The 21,096-nt window shown below is 45.4% G+C and carries 17 protein-coding genes; 4 read left to right on the forward strand and 13 right to left on the reverse strand.

What is annotated here, in order from left to right:
* Positions 1–194 precede the first annotated feature (194 nt).
* The 6 genes from secF to FKN16_RS16625 form a co-directional block, all read right to left on the reverse strand.
* Positions 195–1,142: a protein translocase subunit SecF gene (gene secF, locus FKN16_RS16600; RefSeq protein WP_005391572.1), complete on the reverse strand. Its 948-nt coding sequence runs from the start codon at positions 1,140–1,142 to the stop codon at positions 195–197.
* 14 nt (positions 1,143–1,156) lie between these two features.
* A complete protein-coding gene (gene secD / locus FKN16_RS16605; protein ID WP_006741889.1) occupies positions 1,157–3,013 on the reverse strand; it encodes a protein translocase subunit SecD in 1,857 nt (618 codons plus the stop codon).
* 21 nt (positions 3,014–3,034) lie between these two features.
* Entirely contained in the window at positions 3,035–3,364 is a 330-nt protein-coding gene (yajC, locus tag FKN16_RS16610; RefSeq protein WP_005381725.1) for a preprotein translocase subunit YajC, read from the reverse strand.
* Positions 3,365–3,530: 166 nt separating this feature from the next.
* A complete protein-coding gene (tgt, locus tag FKN16_RS16615) occupies positions 3,531–4,679 on the reverse strand; it encodes a tRNA guanosine(34) transglycosylase Tgt (RefSeq protein ID WP_005391577.1) in 1,149 nt (382 codons plus the stop codon).
* A 150-nt stretch (positions 4,680–4,829) separates the two neighbouring features.
* On the reverse strand, positions 4,830–5,882 hold the full coding sequence (gene queA, locus FKN16_RS16620; protein ID WP_074190944.1) for a tRNA preQ1(34) S-adenosylmethionine ribosyltransferase-isomerase QueA: 1,053 nt from the start codon (positions 5,880–5,882) through the stop codon (positions 4,830–4,832).
* A 270-nt stretch (positions 5,883–6,152) separates the two neighbouring features.
* The gene (locus FKN16_RS16625; RefSeq protein ID WP_170903114.1) at positions 6,153–7,319 is read right to left on the reverse strand and encodes a serine protease; all 1,167 of its coding nucleotides are present in this window, start codon (positions 7,317–7,319) and stop codon (positions 6,153–6,155) included.
* Positions 7,320–7,642: 323 nt separating this feature from the next.
* On the opposite strand from FKN16_RS16625, the gene FKN16_RS16630 reads away from it, so the two are divergent.
* Positions 7,643–8,092: a CBS domain-containing protein gene (locus FKN16_RS16630; RefSeq protein WP_005391583.1), complete on the forward strand. Its 450-nt coding sequence runs from the start codon at positions 7,643–7,645 to the stop codon at positions 8,090–8,092.
* A gap of 124 nt (positions 8,093–8,216) precedes the next feature.
* On the opposite strand, the gene aceA is transcribed toward FKN16_RS16630, so the two are convergent.
* The 3 genes from aceA to FKN16_RS16645 all read right to left on the reverse strand — a co-directional run bounded on the left by aceA (position 8,217) and on the right by FKN16_RS16645 (position 12,791).
* Entirely contained in the window at positions 8,217–9,530 is a 1,314-nt protein-coding gene (gene aceA / locus FKN16_RS16635) for an isocitrate lyase (protein ID WP_005391585.1), read from the reverse strand.
* A gap of 120 nt (positions 9,531–9,650) precedes the next feature.
* Positions 9,651–11,279: a malate synthase A gene (gene aceB / locus FKN16_RS16640; RefSeq protein ID WP_170903116.1), complete on the reverse strand. Its 1,629-nt coding sequence runs from the start codon at positions 11,277–11,279 to the stop codon at positions 9,651–9,653.
* A gap of 606 nt (positions 11,280–11,885) precedes the next feature.
* Positions 11,886–12,791, reverse strand: a complete 906-nt coding sequence (locus FKN16_RS16645; RefSeq protein WP_005383681.1) for a hydrogen peroxide-inducible genes activator — start codon at positions 12,789–12,791, stop codon at positions 11,886–11,888.
* Positions 12,792–12,991: 200 nt separating this feature from the next.
* Here FKN16_RS16645 and FKN16_RS16650 point away from each other — a divergent pair, with 200 nt between their 5' ends.
* The 3 genes from FKN16_RS16650 to ppk2 all read left to right on the forward strand — a co-directional run bounded on the left by FKN16_RS16650 (position 12,992) and on the right by ppk2 (position 15,477).
* Complete coding sequence (locus tag FKN16_RS16650) at positions 12,992–13,603, forward strand: peroxiredoxin C (protein ID WP_005381738.1); 612 nt, start codon at positions 12,992–12,994, stop codon at positions 13,601–13,603.
* A 277-nt stretch (positions 13,604–13,880) separates the two neighbouring features.
* Complete coding sequence (locus tag FKN16_RS16655; protein WP_170903118.1) at positions 13,881–14,630, forward strand: copper homeostasis protein CutC; 750 nt, start codon at positions 13,881–13,883, stop codon at positions 14,628–14,630.
* Positions 14,631–14,700: 70 nt separating this feature from the next.
* The gene (ppk2, locus tag FKN16_RS16660; RefSeq protein ID WP_104974456.1) at positions 14,701–15,477 is read left to right on the forward strand and encodes a polyphosphate kinase 2; all 777 of its coding nucleotides are present in this window, start codon (positions 14,701–14,703) and stop codon (positions 15,475–15,477) included.
* Between the two features lie 62 nt (positions 15,478–15,539).
* Here the strand turns inward: ppk2 and phoU are convergent, their stop codons facing one another.
* From phoU to FKN16_RS16680, 4 genes are read right to left on the reverse strand one after another with little or no spacing between them, the layout of a single operon-like run.
* Complete coding sequence (phoU, locus tag FKN16_RS16665; protein WP_005381744.1) at positions 15,540–16,238, reverse strand: phosphate signaling complex protein PhoU; 699 nt, start codon at positions 16,236–16,238, stop codon at positions 15,540–15,542.
* A gap of 30 nt (positions 16,239–16,268) precedes the next feature.
* Entirely contained in the window at positions 16,269–17,087 is an 819-nt protein-coding gene (gene pstB / locus FKN16_RS16670; protein WP_005381745.1) for a phosphate ABC transporter ATP-binding protein PstB, read from the reverse strand.
* Positions 17,088–17,089: 2 nt separating this feature from the next.
* Complete coding sequence (pstA, locus tag FKN16_RS16675) at positions 17,090–18,763, reverse strand: phosphate ABC transporter permease PstA (RefSeq protein WP_047010198.1); 1,674 nt, start codon at positions 18,761–18,763, stop codon at positions 17,090–17,092.
* A gap of 30 nt (positions 18,764–18,793) precedes the next feature.
* Entirely contained in the window at positions 18,794–20,998 is a 2,205-nt protein-coding gene (locus tag FKN16_RS16680) for an ABC transporter permease subunit (protein WP_170903119.1), read from the reverse strand.
* Between the last annotated feature and the right edge of the window lie 98 nt (positions 20,999–21,096).

Here is a 21,096-nt window from a genome sequence, read left to right on the forward strand (position 1 = left end):
TTTAGCCCGTCACGCTGATGACTTTAGAAAGCCCCACTCAATGAGCGGGGCTTTTTTGTATCTACTGAACCGTATCTACTTAGCTGTAATGTAAGGCTCTCCATACAGTGAGGTTCTGCAAGCATACGGCTCGATTCAGATACAAAAAAACCGCTGATTGCTCAGCGGTTTTTGTTTTCGATTCTCAACCTGCCTTATGGCATTTCGTCGAACTCTGCGCCTTCTTTTTCTACTTGAGGTGGCATCAAGTGCTCTTTCTGGATGCCCAGTTTTAGCGCTAGTGCTGATGCTACGTAGATAGAAGAGTAAGTACCTACAGTGATACCAAGTAGAAGTGCGGTTGCGAAGCCGTGAATCATCGCACCACCCTGCATGAACAGTGCAATTACCACGAACAATGTTGTACCCGAGGTAATCAACGTACGGCTCAATGTTTGGGTGATTGAAGCGTCCATGATATCGGCTGGCTCACCTTTACGCATCTTGCGGAAGTTTTCACGGATACGGTCAAACACAACGATGGTATCGTTGAGCGAGTAACCGACTACCGTTAATAGTGCTGCGACGATGGTTAGGTCAACTTCTATTTGTAGGAATGAGAAAACACCTAACGTGATAATGATATCGTGAGCCAATGCCATAACCGCACCAGCCGCTAGACGCCATTCAAATCGCATCGAGACATAAAGCAGGATACAGATCAGCGACACGAGGATCGCTAGACCGCCAGCTTCTGTTAGCTCATCACCAACGTTAGGACCTACGAATTCAATACGACGCATTTCTACGCTTTCGCCAGTACCATCTTTGATAGCACCAATGATTTGGTTGCCCAGCGTTTCACCAGAAACGTCGTCACGTGGACGAAGACGAACCATTACTTCACGAGCACTACCGAAGTTTTGTACTGTCGCATCACCAAAACCTTTCGCATCTAAAGCGGTTCGGATTTTTTCAAGGTTCGCAGGTTTTTCAAAGCCAACTTCAATTAGCGTACCGCCAGTGAAGTCTAGGCCCCAATTTAGCCACTTAGTTGACAAAGTGAAGATAGAAGCAGCAATCATAAAGATTGAAAAAACGAATGCTACTTTCGACCAACGCATAAAGCCGATCGTCTTCTCTGCTTTTAGAATTTGAAACATATTAATTCCCAGCCTTAGATCGACAATTTATCAACGCGTTTGCCACCGTAAATCAGGTTCACGATACAACGTGTACCAATAATGGCGGTGAACATTGAAGTTAAGATACCGATAGATAGAGTAACCGCGAAACCTTTCACTGCACCAGTACCGACTGCAAATAGGATAATTGCAGTAATCAGTGTCGTGATGTTCGCATCGGCAATCGTACTGAATGCATTCGCGTAACCTTGGTGAATAGCTTGTTGTGGACTACGCCCATCACGAAGCTCTTCACGGATACGCTCGAAGATAAGTACGTTCGCATCAACCGCCATACCGACCGTTAACACGATACCGGCAATCCCCGGAAGCGTCATGGTAGCGCCTGGAATCATCGACATAACACCAATGATCAACACTAAGTTAGCCATTAGAGCGATGTTGGCAATCAAGCCAAAGCCACGGTAGTAAAGCAGCGTAAACAGCATTACGGCAACCATACCCCAGATACACGCTTGGATACCCATATCGATGTTTTGCTGGCCCATTGATGGACCAATAGTACGCTCTTCAACGATAGATATAGGTGCGATCAGTGCACCAGCACGTAATAGAAGTGCAAGGTTGTGCGCTTCAGCTGCGGAGTCTATACCCGTGATACGGAAGTTACGTCCAAGAGCCGATTGAATCGTCGCTTGGTTGATGACTTCTTCATGCTTATCTAGGATGACTTTGCCTTCTGGCGTACGACGACCACTGTCTTTGTACTCAGCAAACACGGTAGCCATTAGCTTACCGATGTTCTTCTTAGAGAACGCTGACATCTTGTTACCACCTTCGCTGTCTAGCGAGATGTTAACTTGTGGACGACCGTATTCATCGACACTTGAGCTTGCATCCGTAATGCTTTGACCACCAAGAATAACACGCTTCTTAAGCACAACCGGACGACCGTCTCGGTCCATTTTGATTTCACTGCCTGCTGGCGCACGACCATTTGCCGCCGCTGATAGGTCAGCTTTATCGTCAACTTCACGGAATTCTAGCGTTGCAGTCGCACCTAGAATCTCTTTTGCACGAGCAGTATCTTGAACACCAGGAAGCTCAACAACAATTCGACTTGCACCTTGACGTTGAACGAGAGGCTCTGCAACACCTAGCTCGTTTACACGGTTACGTAAAATCGTAATGTTTTGCTCAACAGCGTAGTTACGGATCTCTTGTAAACGTTGCTCGGTAAAGGTCGCAGTAAGAGCGTAACGGCCATTTGAATCAGATTCGACAAAGAGCATGTCCGGGTGATTCTTTTCTAGCATTGCTTTCGCTTCTGCTAATTGCTCTTCGTTACGTAGCAGAACCTCTACCGCTTCTTTGCCAGAAGGGCGGATAGCACGATAACGAATTTTTGCCTCACGAAGTTCGCTACGGAAAGCTTCTTCTTGCTGACCAACGAGCTTTTCCATCGCAGCGTCCATGTCTACTTCCATTAAGAAGTGGACACCACCACGAAGGTCAAGACCCAGCTTTAATGGTGACGCGCCAATCGCTTCTAGCCAATCGGGTGTAGAAGGAGCAAGGTTAAGTGCAACAATTGTGTCTTTGCCAAGCGCTTCGCTGATGACATCACGAGCACTGATTTGCGTGTCAGTGTCGTTAAAACGAACAAGAATTGATCCATTCTCGAGAGCAATGGATTTATGAGAGAGTTGCTCTTTATCAAGAGCAGTAGTGACAGCATCCAGCGTTGACATATCTACAGAGGCGCCACGCGCCCCTGTAACTTGAATAGCCGGATCTTCACCGTAGATATTTGGAAGTGCGTATAACGCAGCGGTGATGATGGCAAAAAATACCATCAAGTACTTCCATAATGGATAACGGTTTAGCACAGCGAGGATCCTTTAGCTGTTTTATAGAGACTTAAGCGTACCTTTTGGCAACACTGCAGTGATGAAGTCTTTCTTGATTACCACTTCATTGTTCGCGTTAAGCTCGATTGAAATGTAGTCATTGTCTTCAGCAATCTTAGTGATTTTACCCACTAGGCCACCGCTAGTTAGAACTTCGTCGCCTTTGCCCATAGAAGCCATTAGGTTCTTGTGCTCTTTTACACGTTTCGCTTGTGGGCGGTAAATCATGAAGTAAAAGATCACTGCGAACATGCCAAGCATGATTAGCATTTCAAAACCACCGCCTGCTGGCGCGCCTTCTGCTGCTGCGTGAGCCTGAGAAATAAACATTAAAACATCCTCATTATATTTTATTGATAATCCAACAAGTTGGGCTTTCGCATTTTAGATTCAAGTCTGAGAGTAACTAATAGCGATCACTCTCTCAAAAATAACGTGCGTTAGCCTACTTTATTAGCAAAAGCCTCTGGCGACATGCCAAAGGCTTTAATTCTTTTTAGTCCGTCAATGACTGTTCTTTTGCTAGTGGTGGCACTTCACGGCCACGACGCTCATAGAACTCGGTAACAAACTCATCAAAACGATCTTCATCAATCGCTTTACGAATACTTTCCATCAGACGCTGGTAGTAGCGTAGGTTGTGGATCGTATTCAGACGAGCACCCAGAATTTCATTACAACGCTCTAAGTGATGAAGGTACGATTTACTGTAGTTTTGACAAGTGTAACAGTCACAGTGCGGATCCAGCGGGGTTGTATCCGTTTTATGTTTCGCATTACGGATCTTGATCACACCACCAGTCACAAACAGGTGACCATTACGCGCGTTACGCGTTGGCATTACACAGTCAAACATGTCGATACCGCGGCGAACACCTTCAACCAAGTCTTCTGGTTTACCCACGCCCATTAGGTAGCGAGGTTTGTCTTCTGGAAGCTGCGGACAAGTGTGCTCAAGAATGCGGTGCATGTCTTCTTTAGGCTCGCCTACTGCCAAGCCACCAACCGCGTAACCGTCAAAACCGATTTCCGTTAGACCTTTTACCGACACATCACGTAGATCTTCGTAAACACCACCTTGAACAATACCAAACAGGTTGTTCGGGTTTTCTAGCTTCTCGAAGTGATCACGTGAGCGCTGTGCCCAACGTAGTGACATTTCCATCGATTTCTTCGCTTCATCGTGTGTCGCTGGGTATGGCGTACACTCGTCAAAAATCATGACGATGTCAGAACCTAGGTCTTTTTGAATTTCCATCGACTTTTCTGCGTCCATGAAAATCTTGTCACCATTAACTGGGTTACGGAAGTGCACACCCTCTTCGGTAATAGTACGCATCTTGCCAAGGCTGAATACTTGGAAGCCGCCTGAATCAGTAAGAATAGGACCGTGCCAGTTCATAAAATCATGCAAGTCGCCGTGCATTTTCATGACTTCTTGACCTGGACGCAGCCAAAGGTGGAACGTGTTACCTAGTAAGATTTCTGCGCCCGTACCTTTCACTTCTTCTGGCGTCATGCCTTTAACCGTACCGTAAGTACCAACTGGCATAAACGCTGGGGTTTGAACAGTGCCACGTTCGAAAGTCAGTTGACCACGACGAGCATTGCCGTTTTTCTTCTTAAGATCGAATTTTAATTTCACGATGCCTCCGGGTGTCAGAGAAACAGTCTGACTGAGTGTTTAGGGCTCTACCCTACTTTAAGGAGCGGTCGCTTTTCCTTGCGAGAGATAAAGCAGAGGTTCTGCTCTATTTCCTAGCTTACTGCTAGCACTCGTAAATCTTATTTTTTACTAAATCGTTTTCTTCTTGATGAACATTGAATCACCATATGAGAAAAAGCGATATTTGTTTTCTACCGCATGCTTGTAAGCATTCATGGTGTTCTCATAACCTGCAAATGCACTCACCAACATGATCAGTGTGGATTCTGGCAGGTGGAAATTGGTAATCAAGCAATCCACAAGCTGATATTCGTAGCCAGGGAAAATAAAGATTTCTGTATCACCAAAGAATGGGACCAACTCAGTCCCTTTTTTCAATGCGTCTTGCGCTGCGCTTTCAAGTGAGCGTACCGATGTAGTACCAACAGCAATAATTCGTCCACCGCGCGCTTTCGTCGCTTTAATTGCTTCGACGACTTCTTGCGGTACTTCTACGTACTCAGCGTGCATATGGTGATCGTTGATGTTTTCTACTTTTACTGGCTGGAATGTACCCGCACCAACGTGCAAAGTGACGTAAGCAAACTCTGCGCCTTTCGCTTTGATTTGCTCTAGTAGAACATCATCAAAATGAAGACCCGCGGTCGGCGCCGCTACTGCGCCTGGCTTCTGGTTATATACGGTTTGGTAACGCTCTTTATCTGCATCTTCATCTGGGCGGTCAATGTAAGGAGGAAGTGGCATGTGGCCGATTTCTTCCAAAATTTCTAATACCGTCTTATCAGCGTTAAATTTCAGTTCAAATAGAGCGTCGTGACGCGCCACCATTTCTGCTGAGTATTCATCATTCTCGCCAACAATGATGGTTGTACCTGGTTTTGGAGATTTAGAGCAGCGAACGTGCGCGAGGATGCTTTTCTCGTCAAGCATGCGCTCCACCAGCACCTCTAGCTTACCACCCGACTCTTTACGACCAAAAAGACGAGCAGGTATAACACGAGTATTATTAAACACCACGAGATCACCGGGTTGAACTTGGCCCAATACATCAGTAAATGTGCCATCAATTAGCTCTCCGGTATTGCCGTCCATTTGTAATAGTCGGCTAGCGGTACGCTCTGGCTGAGGGTAACGAGCGATAAGTTCATCTGGAAGGTCGAAATGGAAATCTGATACTTGCATGTTACTTGTCTTATATATTGGTCAAATCACGTCTAGGACGACGATAAAATTGCGACGAGTTTTTCGCAGCAGACTAGTATATGTTTACATGCTGCAATAGCAAGCAAATCCCCAGAATATCACTGTAAAAGCCATGATGAAGAGTGTAATAAAACGTGAAAAACCGCGATCACTTGGCATTGTTTTTCAGTTTAAGCCGACAGAAATGGAACATTAAAAAGCAAAGCAGCGCATAACGCTGCTTACTCGTTTGGTATTCAAATCGCCCTATCAAACCTCACGCCTTCGCCACCACGCCAAGGGTACGAATAGACCCAATAGCCACAGACCCAGACTGCCACCATCATCATCTGACCCTTTGAAATCACAGTTATTGGTTGCAATACCGTCGTGACACTCTTTATCTCCGCCGACTTCGTTATTAGCCTCTTTAATAAAGTTCGGTGCAATGATGTAGCTACTTGGTGGCGCATCGGCAGTAATGTAAGACTGTACCCAGTCGTAATATTGGCTCACCTTGGTGTAGAAACTTGGAATCGTCAAAGAGCCACAAGTCGGAAGAATGAGAGGTCCACCGCTAACAATACCAATCTGTTTTCCCGTAGCCACATCGACCAGCGGCCCACCACTGTCACCTTTACATGCAGAGTTACCATATTGGGTGTGGCTATCCGGCTCTAATACTCGGTTTTTCGTTGGTAGCGTACAAATTTTGGTTTGGTTTTCTCTTGAGTCGATGATCCCCGGAAAACTGCTGCCAATTTCTAAACGCTCATAACATTTGTCGATGGGTAAAAATGTACTAATGGTGGTTTTGAGCGTATTGGAAGGTTCAGAAGCATCCGGCTGAGTGGTCCCCCACCCAAACACTTGCACATTTTCGACACGTTGATTGGTCAGGTAATTATCGTTCCAATCCACTGCCAAACGCGCTTCGATACTCTCCATGTCGGCTTTGTTTGCTAAATCAGCAAAGCTCGCATTTGCCACTGGGCGCGTGAGATACAGCAACGCGATGTCTGAGTCTAAACCGGTTTGTATAGGTTTCACGTTACCATTACTGTCGGTCTCAGCTTTTGAAATCCGCGTGTAATCAGGGTGAACCACAACGTGAGACACCGGATAGAAGTTATCAAGCCCTGCTGAATTAAGTTCATGCACATTCGCATTCACCGACAACTCGCCCGGCGGGGTCACATAGTAGCTTGCTTCGTTCGTTCCCTGCCCCATTACCACGCAGTGTGCCGCAGTCAACACCCACTGCTCCGTCAGCATGGTGCCGCCACACAGTGGGAACTCTGCCATATTACTTGCTCGTAAAGTAACACGATCAACAGAGTCGGTTAGTTCATCTCCTAACACAATCGCCTGTGCTGATTGCACACTGAATGCCGCCACTGCCAGCGCAATGAGTTTGTTACACGTTGTTCTTTTCATTTAGGTTGCTGTCTTCAATTTGGTAAGCCTGAACGTATCTTCTTCGAGAGACGAATCTTGGAAAATCCAGCGAATAAAAATGTGCGATTCAATTCATTGGATTACCTTAGCGGTCCATTCAATATCAACCCAAAATGCCAACTGACTCGCACACAAACCTACTTATTCAAATTAATAAAAACGTCGATAAGACACAGATTACGCAGACAAAAAGAAGAGCAAGTGTATTGTGCTATTTAATTGATGAAAAACGAGTTAGCTCCCAGATATACAGAAAAATATTCTCTATATTTAAGAGAAGGACAATGCCGCTGGAGGTCTCTATGATCAAGGTTGAAGACATGATGACTCGTAATCCTCATACCTTACTGCGCACGCACACCTTGCGTGATGCAAAAAGCATGATGGATGCGCTTGATATTCGACATATTCCGGTTGTTGATGCCAATAACCACTTACAAGGCTTGGTGACTCAACGCGACATTCTTGCTGCTCAAGAATCGAGCTTGCACCCAGATGAGGCTGAACAATCTTTTACTCTAGATACACCGCTCTACGAAATGATGCACACCAACATCATGACGGCCGAACCCATCGCGGGGCTTAAAGAGAGCGCTATCTATATGCAAAAGCACAAAGTTGGCTGTTTACCTGTTGTCACCAAGGGTCGATTGGTAGGCATCATTACTGACAGTGACTTTGTGACCATTGCGATTAACTTATTGGAACTGCAAGAAGAAGTGGAACCCGAAGAAATCGAGCCAGAAGAATAATACGCAAACGCTTTATCTTGGGTGTAAATTTCGTTTCTTAAACGTTTTAAACGAAAAAAGAGCGGCAGGGTTGCCGCTCAAAATGCCATTACTGACGCTGATTAAGGAAGTGTTTCTCTGCCAATTAGAATTGGTCTTCTTCGGTCGAACCTGTCAATGCGGTCACTGAAGAGTTACCACCTTGGATAGTATTGGTCATTCTATCGAAGTAACCTGTACCTACTTCTTGTTGGTGTGCAACAAATGTATAGCCTTTTTCTGCCGCCTGGAATTCAGGACGCTGAACTTTCTCAACATAATGACGCATACCTTCACCTTGAGCATAAGCGTGTGCCAGTTCGAACATGTTGAACCACATGTTGTGAATACCTGCTAGCGTGATGAATTGGTACTTGTAGCCCATGTCTGCCAGCTCTTGTTGGAACTTAGCAATAGTTTCTGCATCTAGGTTCTTCTCCCAGTTGAAGGACGGCGAACAGTTGTATGCCAACAATTGATCTGGGTATTCAGCGTGAATCGCTTCTGCAAACTTACGTGCTTCTTCCAAACATGGCGTCGCTGTTTCACACCAGATCAAATCTGCATACGGTGCGTAAGCTAGGCCGCGAGAGATGGCTTGGTCGATACCTGCGCGAACGCGGTAGAAACCTTCTTGAGTACGCTCACCTTCAATAAAGTCTTTATCGTATGGGTCGCAATCTGAAGTAATGAGATCTGCCGCATTCGCATCAGTACGAGCAATAACCAAGGTTGTTGTACCCGCCACATCAGCAGCCAAACGAGCAGCAACCAGTTTTTGCACCGCTTCTTGCGTTGGAACTAATACCTTGCCGCCCATGTGGCCACACTTCTTCACCGATGCTAGCTGGTCTTCAAAGTGAACGCCCGCTGCGCCTGCCTCGATCATCGATTTCATGAGCTCGTAAGCGTTAAGCACACCACCAAAGCCTGCTTCAGCATCCGCTACGATAGGTAGGAAGTAATCAATACCACCTTCATCTTCAGGCGATTTACCTGCTGACCATTGGATTTGGTCTGCACGACGGAACGAGTTATTGATGCGTTTTACTACTGACGGTACAGAATCGACTGGGTATAGAGACTGGTCAGGATACATCGTCGAAGCGGTGTTGTTGTCCGCCGCTACCTGCCAACCAGATAGGTAAATCGCTTCAATACCAGCTTTAGCTTGTTGAACAGCTTGGCCGCCAGTTAACGCACCAAGACAGTTTACGTAACCTTTTTTCGCGCTACCGTTGACCAGTGACCAAAGTTTGTCTGCACCACGTTGTGCAATTGTGTTAGCTGGTACCATAGAGCCACGCAGTTCCACCACTTCCTCAGCAGTGTATGTACGCTTTACATTTTTCCAGCGCGGGTTAGTTGCCCAGTCTTTTTCCAGAGCTTCAATTTGTTGGCGGCGAGTTAAGTTAGTCATTGGTCTATCCCTCTTTATAATTTGCACTTTATGCGTGTGCGTTGAGTTTCCGTTCTCAGGCAGTACTTCCCTATCTGCCTTGAAAATCCTTCACGTTATTGGTGTTACAGTTATTCTTTATTAATCCAGGTATTCATAACCAGGAACTGTTAAAAAGTTGGTCAGCTCATCGCTCGTAGTGAGCCTTGCCATCAAGTCTGCCGCTTCTTCAAATCGACCCGCTTGGTAGCGCTGCTCGCCAATTTCTTGTTTCACTACTTCAATCTCTTCTTTTAGATAGAGCTCGAACAGATCCTTAGTGACCTTCAATCCGTTATCTAGCGACTTGCCGTGTTGAATCCATTGCCAGATAGAAGCGCGAGAGATTTCAGCTGTCGCCGCATCTTCCATCAAGCCATAAATCGGTACACAACCATTACCAGAAATCCAAGCTTCGATGTATTGCAGCGCAACACGAATATTGTGGCGCATTCCGGCTTCTGTACGCTCGCCTTCACAAGGCTCGAGTAGTTCAGCCGCTGTAATAGGTGCATCCTCTGAACGACTCACATCCAATTGATTGGTGCGCTCGCCCAGTACAGCACTAAAAACTTCCATCGCGGTGTCAGCCAAACCTGGATGAGCTACCCAAGTACCGTCGTGACCGTTGTTTGCTTCTAGCGATTTGTCAGTCTGGATCTTGTCTAATACTTTTTGATTCTCTTGCGGGTCTTTCGCTGGGATAAAGGCGGCCATTCCTCCCATCGCGAAAGCACCTCGTTTATGACAAGTACGCACCAATAATCGCGAGTAAGCGTTCAAGAATGGCTTATCCATCGTAACCACTTGGCGATCTGGCAGTACGCGTTCTGAGTGCTTCTTCAAGGTTTTGATGTAGCTAAAGATGTAATCCCAGCGACCACAGTTCAAACCAACAATGTGTTCTTTAAGCGAGAACAGAATCTCATCCATTTCGAATACGGCTGGTAAAGTTTCAATCAGCACAGTCGCTTTGATGGTGCCTGTATCAAGACCGAAATAGTCTTCCGTGAAATGGAACACTTCGCTCCACCACTTCGCTTCGTGATGCGATTGCAGTTTTGGAATGTAGAAATAAGGGCCGCTGCCTTTTTGAAGTAAGGCTTTGTAGTTGTTATAGAAGTACAGAGCGAAATCGAATAGCGCACCTGGAATGATCTGACCGTGCCACGTAACGTGTTTTTCTTTTAAATGAAGGCCGCGAACACGGCAGATCAACACCGCTGGGTCATCTTCCAGCTGATAATGCTTGCCATTCCCTGGGTTGGTGTAACTGATAGTGCCATTCACGGCATCGCGTAAATTCACTTGCCCATCCAGCACTTTACTCCATGCTGGAGACATTGAATCTTCGAAGTCTGCCATAAACACTTTTACATTCGCATTCAGTGCGTTAATCACCATCTTGCGATCAGTTGGTCCGGTAATCTCCACACGGCGATCTTGCAGATCTTGTGGGATTCCCAGGATCTTCCAGCTTCCTTCACGGATGTCTTGTGTCTCTGGTAAAAAGTCTGGCAGCTCACCTGCATCGATACGCGCTTGCTTCTCTTCTCGTGCTTCCAGCAACTGCTCAACACGTCCGGCAAATTTTTCACACAGTAGAGATAAAAAGGTTTGGGCTTCAACAGGGAAAATTGCTTGATGTTCTGGAGCAACGACTCCATTCACCTCAAGCATGCCTTGGGTTTGCTTTAGTTGTTGTGTTTTTTGTTCTGTCTGAGCAAGCATAATCATTCATCCTTAACGTGCTTTATCCATCTTGGGCAGTCAGCGTAAAGCTACATTTGTAAGTTATGAACAACAAATTACATCCTTTAACTTTGTGTTCAACTCGTCTAGCTATGTCGATAGATTGCGTAATGTTATGTGTATTTTCAATCTAGACATAAGTCTTATCGGCCTTTAAATAAGCTATCTCAACAAAGGGTTTAACGAAACCCCCAAGATAAACAAAACAGAAAATTCGAAGTTTTATTCGGCAGGGTAAAAACCGCCTATCGAACACCTATTTTTGTAAGTTATTACGTAATTAAATTACATTAATTTTAAGGTCGATTTATCATTTCAAACGAGTGTATGAATATAGACTGGCAAACAAACACCTTGTATTCACAAGGGCTGGCAAGGTGGATTCAAACAAGGGTCAAACAAGACATACTAGGTTTTGTGTAAAATTAACATTGTGAAATTTCACTATTTTATGAAAGCTTCATCAAAGAAGAGCTGTAAAATTTTACAAGTCAAAGTTCACCAACAGAATAAAATACTAGAAAGCGCACTGTTTTCAGTGCGCTTTTAGATAAATAATGGAGATGTAGAGGCTAATACTAATAGCTAAAGCAGTTCGGAAACGACTTCTGCAAGCTGATTAAATGTTTTCGTTCTTGATGAACTCGGACGCCAAACTAAGCCAATTTCACGATAGGCTTGCTTTCCTGGGGGATCGATCACGACTAAATTCTGGTTATGTAGCAGGCCGTGGTCGATAGCCATTTGAGGAATGAACGTTGTTCCCAAACCATTCGCAACCATTTGCACCAAAGTATGAAGGCTGGTTGCTGTAAACGGATTAATTTTTTCTTTATCTGTTAATTTACACGCAGATACCGCGTGTTCCGTTAAGCAATGCTCTTTCTCTAATAAAAAGACGGATTCGTCAGGTAAATCTGCGTAACGAATCGGCACAGGCACCGATTGGGCTTGATTCGCACTAATAACCATTCGAAACGGATCCTTACCCACCACTCGACTTTCCATACCGTCAATTTCCACTGGCAACGCTAAAATGAGCACATCCAACTCACCGTGTCTAAGCGCTTGAAGTAAGTTTGTTGTCGTGTCTTCTCTTAATAAAAGATTCAGTTGTGGGAAACGGTAGTTAACCTCTTGCACCAAATCACACAGTAAAAACGGAGCAATTGTTGGTATGCATCCCACTTTTAGCTGGCCTTGCATATCGTCGCCTTGGCACATACGTCCAAGCTCGACCAAATCTTGCCCTTTTGCTAACAGCTCTCGCCCCTGCTTTACTACCATTTCTCCCGTTTGGGTAAAAACCAGTGGACTTTTCTTGTCTTTCTTTTCATATAATGGACAACCAATCAATTCCTCTAAGTTTTGAATACCTTTACTTAAAGTCGACTGACTGACAAAACAACGCTCTGCAGCGTCACTAAAATGTCTTGTTTCATGCAGCGTGACTAAGTAGTGCAACTGCTTCAAACTGGGCCATTTATTCATAATTGTATTTGTATCTACCGCCGTTCCAGTGATCGAGTTAAGAGTTTTGCTATTATCGTTTTTTTCGATTAACTCAATCTATTTATTTCGCTTTTTTCAATACTACAATCTGTACTATAGTTTGTCTCGTACAAACACGGACCAAACCGACACAACTGAATTCGGTTTGGAACTAACCATACTTTTTAGGAGCAAAAAAAATGGTACTAGTAGGTCGTCAAGCCCCTGATTTTACTGCAGCAGCTGTTCTAGGTAACGGTGAAATCGTTGAAAACTTCAACTTTGCAGAGTTCACTAAAGGTAAGAAAGCAGTAGTATTCTTCTACCCACTAGATTTCACTTTCGTTTGCCCATCTGAGCTAATCGCATTCGACAACCGTCTAGCTGATTTCCAAGCTAAAGGTGTTGAAGTAATCGGTGTTTCTATCGATTCTCAGTTCTCTCACAACGCATGGCGTAACACTGCTATCGAAGATGGCGGTATCGGTCAAGTTAAGTACCCACTAGTTGCTGACGTTAAGCACGAAATCTGTAAAGCTTACGACGTTGAGCACCCAGAAGCAGGCGTTGCTTTCCGTGGTTCTTTCCTAATCGACGAAGAAGGCGTTGTACGTCACCAAGTAGTTAACGACCTACCTCTAGGCCGTAACATCGACGAAATGCTACGCATGGTTGACGCTCTTAACTTCCACCAGAAGCATGGCGAAGTATGTCCTGCACAATGGGAAGAAGGTAAAGCAGGTATGGACGCATCTCCAAAAGGTGTTGCAGCGTTCCTATCTGAGCACGCAGCTGACCTAGGCAAAAAATAATAGACCTTCACCCTAGCTCAACGGGTGTGATGGTTGGATGTATATAAAGCAAAAAGCTAATGCGGAAAACCGCAAACGCCAATCAGTCTAAGTAAAGTCCTATCAAAGCCCAGAGCAAATGCTCTGGGCTTTCTTTTACCTTCAGATAAACCGCCAAAATGAGGTAACGCTGTAGCGTAAACTTTACCTCTATTTCTCATGCCCTCCATACAGATTCTGCTTATTGGCCCTGTTAATATCTTAGCCACAACACTTATTTGTAACGTTAGCAGGATGAATGAACGTGGTTACTCACCTAGAAGTCTGTATCGATAATATTGAATCTCTGCACTACGCCATTGCTGGCGGCGCCACTCGGATTGAGCTTTGCTCCTCTTTGGCTTTAGGCGGGCTAACACCCAGTTATGGCTTTATGCAGCAAGCCGCTAGGATTTCGACTATTCCTATTTATGCCATGATTCGCCCGCGCCAAGGTGACTTCTTCTACAGTGAAGAAGAGATCGAAATGATGCGTTGGGATATTGAAGCGGCTCACCAATCGGGCTTGGATGGTGTGGTTTTAGGTGTACTCACTCAAGAGGGGGATATCCACATGCCCTTTGCAACAGCACTGTGCGAATTCGCACAGGAATTAGGGCTGGGCGTAACGTTCCATCGTGCTTTTGATCAATGTAGAAACGCTCAATCAGCATTGGAAGAGGTCATCAGTTTGGGCTGCGAACGCATTCTCACTTCAGGGCTAGCACCTTCTGCGCCAGCAGGCCAGAAAGCACTTAAATCTCTTGTTGAACAAGCCCAAGGACGCATTGCAATCATGGCGGGTGCTGGCGTTAATGCAAGTAACGTACGTGCATTAGTAGAAGACACTCAAGTTCCTGAAATCCATCTGTCAGGCAAAACGACTCGACCTAGTAAAATGAACTTTGTTGCTGAACAAAGCAAAATGGGCGCAACTGATGTCGATGATTTCTTAATCCCCATCACAAGTACACAAGCCATTACCGATGTCGTAGCAGCTCTCAAATAGACGACCGTAACCTCACACGCATAGCTTTTGAGTGCTAACATATTGTTTATCAAGGAGTGAGGAAAGGTGTATGTCTAAATTGAAGAAAAAGGAATACGAAAAGGAGCTCAAAAACCTTCAAGTTGAGCTCGTAAAACTTCAAGAGTGGGTCAAACACAAAGGGTTAAAAGTGGTGGTTCTGTTTGAAGGCCGTGATGCTGCGGGCAAAGGCGGGGTGATTAAACGCATCACAGAAAAGCTAAACCCGCGTGTTTGTCGCGTGGTCGCTCTGCCTGCACCGACAGAAAAAGAAAAAACGCAATGGTACTTCCAACGTTACGTCGCTCATTTACCATCTGCTGGTGAAATCGTTTTATTTGACCGAAGTTGGTATAACCGAGCGGGTGTCGAAAAAGTCATGGGGTTCTGTACTCCAGACGAATACGAAGAGTTTTTACGCTCTTGCCCTGAATTCGAGAGAATGTTGCAACGCTCTGGGATTATTCTGATTAAGTATTGGTTTTCGGTTTCAGACGAAGAGCAGGAAAAACGTTTTCTAGGTCGAATTAATACGCCGATTAAACGTTGGAAATTCAGCCCAATGGATTTGGAGTCACGTCATCGCTGGGTCGAGTATTCTGAGGCAAAAGATAAAATGTTCGCTTACACAGATACGAAGAGCTGTCCTTGGTGGGTCGTGCCCTCTGACTCGAAAAAGAAAGCGCGCTTGAACTGTATCAGCCATTTACTTAGCCAGATTGATTACAAAGCGCTTGAGTACCCACCGATTGAATTACCTGATCTCAATAAAGAAGGTTATGTCAGAGCGCCCATTGATGATCAGACCTTCGTGCCCGGTAAATATTGATGTACTTTCCCTCTCTCTAATAAATAGACCAGCCTAAAAGCTGGTCTATTTATTGAAATCAGTTACTTCAGTACGTCATCAATGCTTTGATCACCTAGATGGCGTACATCTTTCCCTTTCACGAAGTAAATAATGTATTCACAGATGTTCTGGCAGCGGTCACCAACACGCTCAATCGCGCGTGCCGACCACATCACTTGCAGAATGTTGGGGATATTTTTTGGATCTTCCATCATGTAGGTCATCAACTGACGAATCACCGCTTCATACTCGGCGTCTAGTTTGTCATCTTGTTTGTGCACCTCTGCTGCCGCTTCTACATCCATGCGGGCAAACGCATCCAAAACCTGATGCAGCATATTAATTGCCTGACGGCAGAGAGGCTCTAACGACACTTGGAACTGTCGTTCTTTTGATGATGGGCTTTCAATGGCAACGTAAGCAATGCGTGTCGCCACGTCACCGATGCGTTCTAAATCAGTGATCGTTTTGATGATAGCCATGATTAAGCGCAAGTCTTTTGCCGTTGGCTGACGCTTAGCAATAATGCGTGTACAGGCGTCATCGATCGAGACTTCCATCGCATTCACTTTATGATCGTCACGCACAACCTTACGCGCCAGTTCGATGTCCTCTTTATGCAAGGCTTGAATAGCATACGAAAGCTGCTGTTCTACCAAGCCACCCATGGTTAATACATGAGTACGAATCGATTCTAGCTCTACGTTAAACTGTCCTGAAATATGACGTCCAAAGTGCATGATTTTCCTTATTCCGTATAGAGTCGCGACTTAACCGTAGCGACCCGTAATGTAATCTTCGGTCTGTTTCTTCATTGGCGAAGTGAAGATCGAGTCCGCGTCAGAGTATTCAATTAACTTACCCATATGAATGAATGCAGTATGATCGCTCACTCTCGCCGCTTGTTGCATGTTATGGGTAACGATAACGACAGTATATTGAGTCTTCAGCTCATTGATAAGCTCTTCAATAGTTAAAGTTGAGATTGGATCCAACGCTGATGTTGGCTCGTCCAATAACAGGACTTCCGGCTCAATCGCCACCGCCCGCGCAATGACCAAGCGCTGTTGCTGACCACCAGATAAGCCAAATGCGTTCTCATGCAAGCGGTCTTTTACCTCATCCCACAACGCCGCCGAGCGCAAGGATCGCTCCACTGCGTCATCTAAGCTGCGGCTGTTTTTTACACCTTGTAAGCGTAAGCCATAAACTACGTTTTCATAAATAGACTTAGGAAATGGATTGGGTCTTTGAAACACCATCCCTACTCGGCGTCGAAGTGTCGCAACATCGACATTAGGATGATAAACATTCTTGCCATGGAGACGCACTTTACCTGTGACTCGACACCCTTCCACTAAGTCGTTCATGCGATTGATGCAACGTAATAACGTCGACTTTCCACACCCTGAAGGACCGATAAAAGCGGTGACTCGCCCTTTGGGAATTCGCATCGAAATATCATGCAGCGCCTGAGTTTGACCATAGAACAGATTAAGGTTCTCGATTGAGATTGCTGTTTGTTCATCCGTTAAATTATGAACGTCCAATGGTGGCTCATAACCTAATGTACTATCAAAATTAAACATACTTAATCTTGTCCTAACGTTCTGTATTTTTCTCGTAAATTATTGCGAATACTGATTGCTGTTAAGTTTAGCCCGACAATCACTGTCACGAGTAAGAAAGAGGTGGCATAAACTAATGGTCGCGCAGCTTCGATGTTGGAGGTTTGAAAGCCAACATCGTAAATGTGAAAACCTAAATGCATGAACTTTCTATCCAAATGCACATAAGGGAATTGCCCGTCAACCGGTAAACTGGATGCCAATTTCACGACCCCCACCAGCATCAGTGGCGCTACTTCGCCAGCTGCACGTGCAATCGCAAGGATCAACCCTGTGATAATAGCTGGCGTCGCCATAGGCAAAACCACACGCCATAGGGTTTCGAACTGAGTTGCACCAAGTGCCAGAGAGCCATGTCGTACTGAACTCGGAATACGAGTTAAACCTTCTTCTGTCGTCACAATCACAACTGGAAGCGTCAACACGGCAAGGGTTAATGCGGACCATAACAAACCCGGCGTACCAAAGGTTGGTGCCGGTAACTTTTCCGCATAGAATACGTTGTCGATAGAGGCACCAATCGTATAAACAAAGAAGCCTAAACCAAATACGCCATAAACAATCGATGGAACACCCGCTAGGTTTATAACCGCAATACGAATAACCCTGGTTAGAGCGTTATTCTTAGCGTATTCATGCAGATAGATAGCGGCGATCACCCCAAGTGGCATCACAATGATCGACATGATAAGTACTAAGAAAACCGTACCAAATATCGCAGGGAACACGCCTCCTTCAGAGTTCGACTCTCTTGGATCTTCAGATAAAAACTTCCAAACCTGCTTCCCCCAGTGCATGACTTTATCAGGCAGTGACATTTGGTTTGGGTACCAGTAGTCCAAAATGTCTTCGAGCGGAATCGATACTTGTGAGCCCGTCATATCCTCGACAATCAGGGCATAGCCAGAAAGCTGTAATCGTAAGCCATCAAGCTGTAAATCTAACGTCGCCAGAGCTTTCTCTATCCGCTCTTTTTTCGTCTGGTTTTCCTTTAAAAAGCTTTCTGTCAGCGTGTCATTCAACTCATGCTTGCGCTTATCTAATCGCAACTGCTCTAGCTTCCAACCAAGCTCTTTAAGCTGATCGACCACCAAAGAATCAATCTCATGGCGCAGAGTTTCTGCATCATCAAGCTTTTTATTTAGTACCGATTGAATATCACTGGTGTATATATTATCGCCATCTTGAAACGCCACCAGCTTACCAAAGAAATAACCACCGCTGCTGCGCTCGATCACAGCCCACTCTTTTGGCGTCGTGGGCTCGTCCAACTGCATTTGCAATACGGAGATAAAATCGGCGGGATACAACTCTCGGTTAGCGATTTTGATACTGAGTCGCGTGGCAAAGTCTTCATCGTCTTCTAACTGCTGTGCTGCGCTTTCAGGCAGATAACTCTTCGGTACAAAGCTGCGCTCATACACTTGGCCAATCAGAATAGTATTTTCATGTAGCACTTCGCCTTGTACAGGCGTCAATGCTGCAACATTCCACTGATACAAGGGAGCTGGCCAAAAGTAAGTCAGGCCTTTCCAGCCGATAAGGAGTAACAACCCTAATACCGACAACAAACTGATGCTGACTGCACCGCCTGTTAGCCATATCCACGGTGCGCCAGAACGAATCCAATTTAACACGTCATTACTCGCTCTTTATTCAAACCATTATTACAACGCACGGTACTTATCTCTCAGTCTTTGACGAACCCACTCCGCAAGCGCGTTTACTGCAAACGTAAACACAAACAAAATCAATGCAGCTAGGAACAATAGACGATAATGCGAACTTCCAACTTCGGACTCTGGCAACTCAACGGCGATGGTTGCTGACAGGCTGCGCAATCCTTCCAAAATATTCCAATCCATTAATGGCGTATTGCCCGTTGCCATTAACACAATCATGGTTTCACCAACAGCGCGTCCCAGCCCCATCATAATGGCAGAAAAAATACCCGGACTTGCGGTAAGCAAGACAACATAGATTAAAGTTTGCCAAGGCGTGGCCCCTAATGCCAAAGAGCCATCCGATAAATGCTTCGGCACAGAGAAAATGGCATCTTCGGCGATGGTAAAAATCGTCGGGATAACAGCAAAACCCATCGCTAACCCCACCACCAATGCATTACGTTGATCGTAACCAATACCATGCTCGGTTAAGAATAAGCGCATATCACCACTGAAGAACGTCTGCTCAATCGTAGGCGAAATCCACACTCCAAGCCCAATCAGTACCAATATGACAGGCATGAGCACTAAAGCATGCCAACCATTAGGCAGACGATTTCGCAAAGGTTGCGGTATTAACGCCCATACCCCGCCCATAATCATGGTGCTCAAGGGCAAAACAAACAGCATGACGACGATCGTAATCAGGTGGTCTTCGACAATAGGTGCGAACCACAACCCCGCGAGGAAACCAATGATCACCGTCGGCAGTGCTTCCATTAGCTCAATCGACGGTTTTACGACACGACGCATGCGTGGTGACATAAAGTACGCCGTATAAATAGCACCTAGCACTGCGAGCGGTACTGAAAACAGCATCGCAAACATCGCCGCTTTTATCGTCCCAAACGCAATAGGTACTAGGCTGAACTTAGCCTCGAAGTTATCGCTCGCCGAAGTCGATTGCCACACATATTCAGGCTCAGGATACCCTTCGTACCACACTTCTTGCCATAATGAGGACAATGAAATTTCCGGATAGGCATTGTCCACTTCCGCAACATTTAACTCATTATTTTGCCAAGTGATTAAGTAGCGTTCATTGTTAGACATTGCTGCGATTGCGGGCGCTTGATTGTACGCACGCTTAAACAACACCAGTTTTTCACTGGTTGTATAATGGCTTTGCAACGTGCCGTTGGTGTAAAAGCTATAAAATCCTTTGCGATGAGAATCCGGCAACAAATACTTAAGCTCTGATGCCAATTTAAAATCACGAATATGCGTTAACGTGCGTCTCTCTTCTTGCAGCGTATCAAACCATTGCGACACCCGACCATCGTTGTGTGTCACCAAAAGCGAGTAAGCACCAGCCAGTAGGTCCATTGTACGAACGGAGTGCTTCTTATCACCTTGAGTGAGGTCGACCACCTCTCGCACAGCAAATTTACGTGCGGTTTTCTTTAACACGATCAACTCAGAGCCATCGCGCAAATAAAGCGTTTCACCATCAGGTGTCAATAACATTTGCTGAGGTGCATCAAAGCCTGAAGAGAACGTAAAATCGATCGTTGTCGGAGGCGTACCCAAAGACGAAGCCACTTGCCAACGAGCCTTCACTTCACCGCTTTGTGTCTGCCAAACAATTGTTGGTAAGGGCGTTGAAGCTGCAAACACAAACTGAGTCACAGGATCTTGAGGCGTACTCAGCGTCAGATCCATGCTGGTGTCTAGCTCAATCACTTCCGGAGGACGTGTATTTTCTCTCAACGTGGCATTAAATTCAGGCTTGAAAAGGTGCGCTTTACCCTGCCCATCAACAAACCCATACCAACCTAGTCCAGGAGCAGATTGAGAGAAAGCGACGGGTTCCTGGACGATTTGCTGTTTATACACTGCAGGCTTCGTAGGATCGTCCATCGACAAATATTGAATCTCACCACTTTGGGTTAGAACGAACGCTAGCTGAGCGTAATCATCCACCGAAATCGCCAGTGGTGTTTCAATATGGGTGGCTCGAATGGCTTGGTTGGTTTTGATCTCCGCATCAGAAAAAAGCGGAATGATCACCATGGCGAGGTAGACAAAGATCAAAATAAGCGCCGCGAGAACGCCGACACCACCGGATGTCACTGCAAGTCGAACTAAACGATCTTTTATCAGTCGTTTCTTATCTTTTTCCTGCAATGAAAACTCGGCTTGTGCCATTTAAATCTCTACCTTTTTTGACTTAGTACTAGAATATGTCGTTAAGATGACAATTATATTACAGATCACATTAAACACCTGAAAAGAATACAACTCTG

The organism is Vibrio sp. 11-4(1) (genome assembly GCF_013048625.1).
Lineage (GTDB): Bacteria > Pseudomonadota > Gammaproteobacteria > Enterobacterales > Vibrionaceae > Vibrio > Vibrio diabolicus.

Bases quoted from the DNA above. Each gene is read 5' to 3' on its own strand.
- secF (WP_005391572.1), bottom strand. From the start codon at position 1,142: ATGTTTCAAATTCTAAAAGCAGAGAAGACGATCGGCTTTATGCGTTGG.
- yajC (WP_005381725.1), bottom strand. From the start codon at position 3,364: ATGTTTATTTCTCAGGCTCACGCAGCAGCAGAAGGCGCGCCAGCAGGC.
- queA (WP_074190944.1), bottom strand. From the start codon at position 5,882: ATGCAAGTATCAGATTTCCATTTCGACCTTCCAGATGAACTTATCGCT.
- FKN16_RS16625 (WP_170903114.1), bottom strand. From the start codon at position 7,319: ATGAAAAGAACAACGTGTAACAAACTCATTGCGCTGGCAGTGGCGGCA.
- FKN16_RS16630 (WP_005391583.1), top strand. From the start codon at position 7,643: ATGATCAAGGTTGAAGACATGATGACTCGTAATCCTCATACCTTACTG.
- aceA (WP_005391585.1), bottom strand. From the start codon at position 9,530: ATGACTAACTTAACTCGCCGCCAACAAATTGAAGCTCTGGAAAAAGAC.
- aceB (WP_170903116.1), bottom strand. From the start codon at position 11,279: ATGCTTGCTCAGACAGAACAAAAAACACAACAACTAAAGCAAACCCAA.
- FKN16_RS16645 (WP_005383681.1), bottom strand. From the start codon at position 12,791: ATGAATAAATGGCCCAGTTTGAAGCAGTTGCACTACTTAGTCACGCTG.
- FKN16_RS16650 (WP_005381738.1), top strand. From the start codon at position 12,992: ATGGTACTAGTAGGTCGTCAAGCCCCTGATTTTACTGCAGCAGCTGTT.
- FKN16_RS16655 (WP_170903118.1), top strand. From the start codon at position 13,881: ATGAACGTGGTTACTCACCTAGAAGTCTGTATCGATAATATTGAATCT.
- ppk2 (WP_104974456.1), top strand. From the start codon at position 14,701: ATGTCTAAATTGAAGAAAAAGGAATACGAAAAGGAGCTCAAAAACCTT.
- phoU (WP_005381744.1), bottom strand. From the start codon at position 16,238: ATGCACTTTGGACGTCATATTTCAGGACAGTTTAACGTAGAGCTAGAA.
- pstB (WP_005381745.1), bottom strand. From the start codon at position 17,087: ATGTTTAATTTTGATAGTACATTAGGTTATGAGCCACCATTGGACGTT.
- FKN16_RS16680 (WP_170903119.1), bottom strand. From the start codon at position 20,998: ATGGCACAAGCCGAGTTTTCATTGCAGGAAAAAGATAAGAAACGACTG.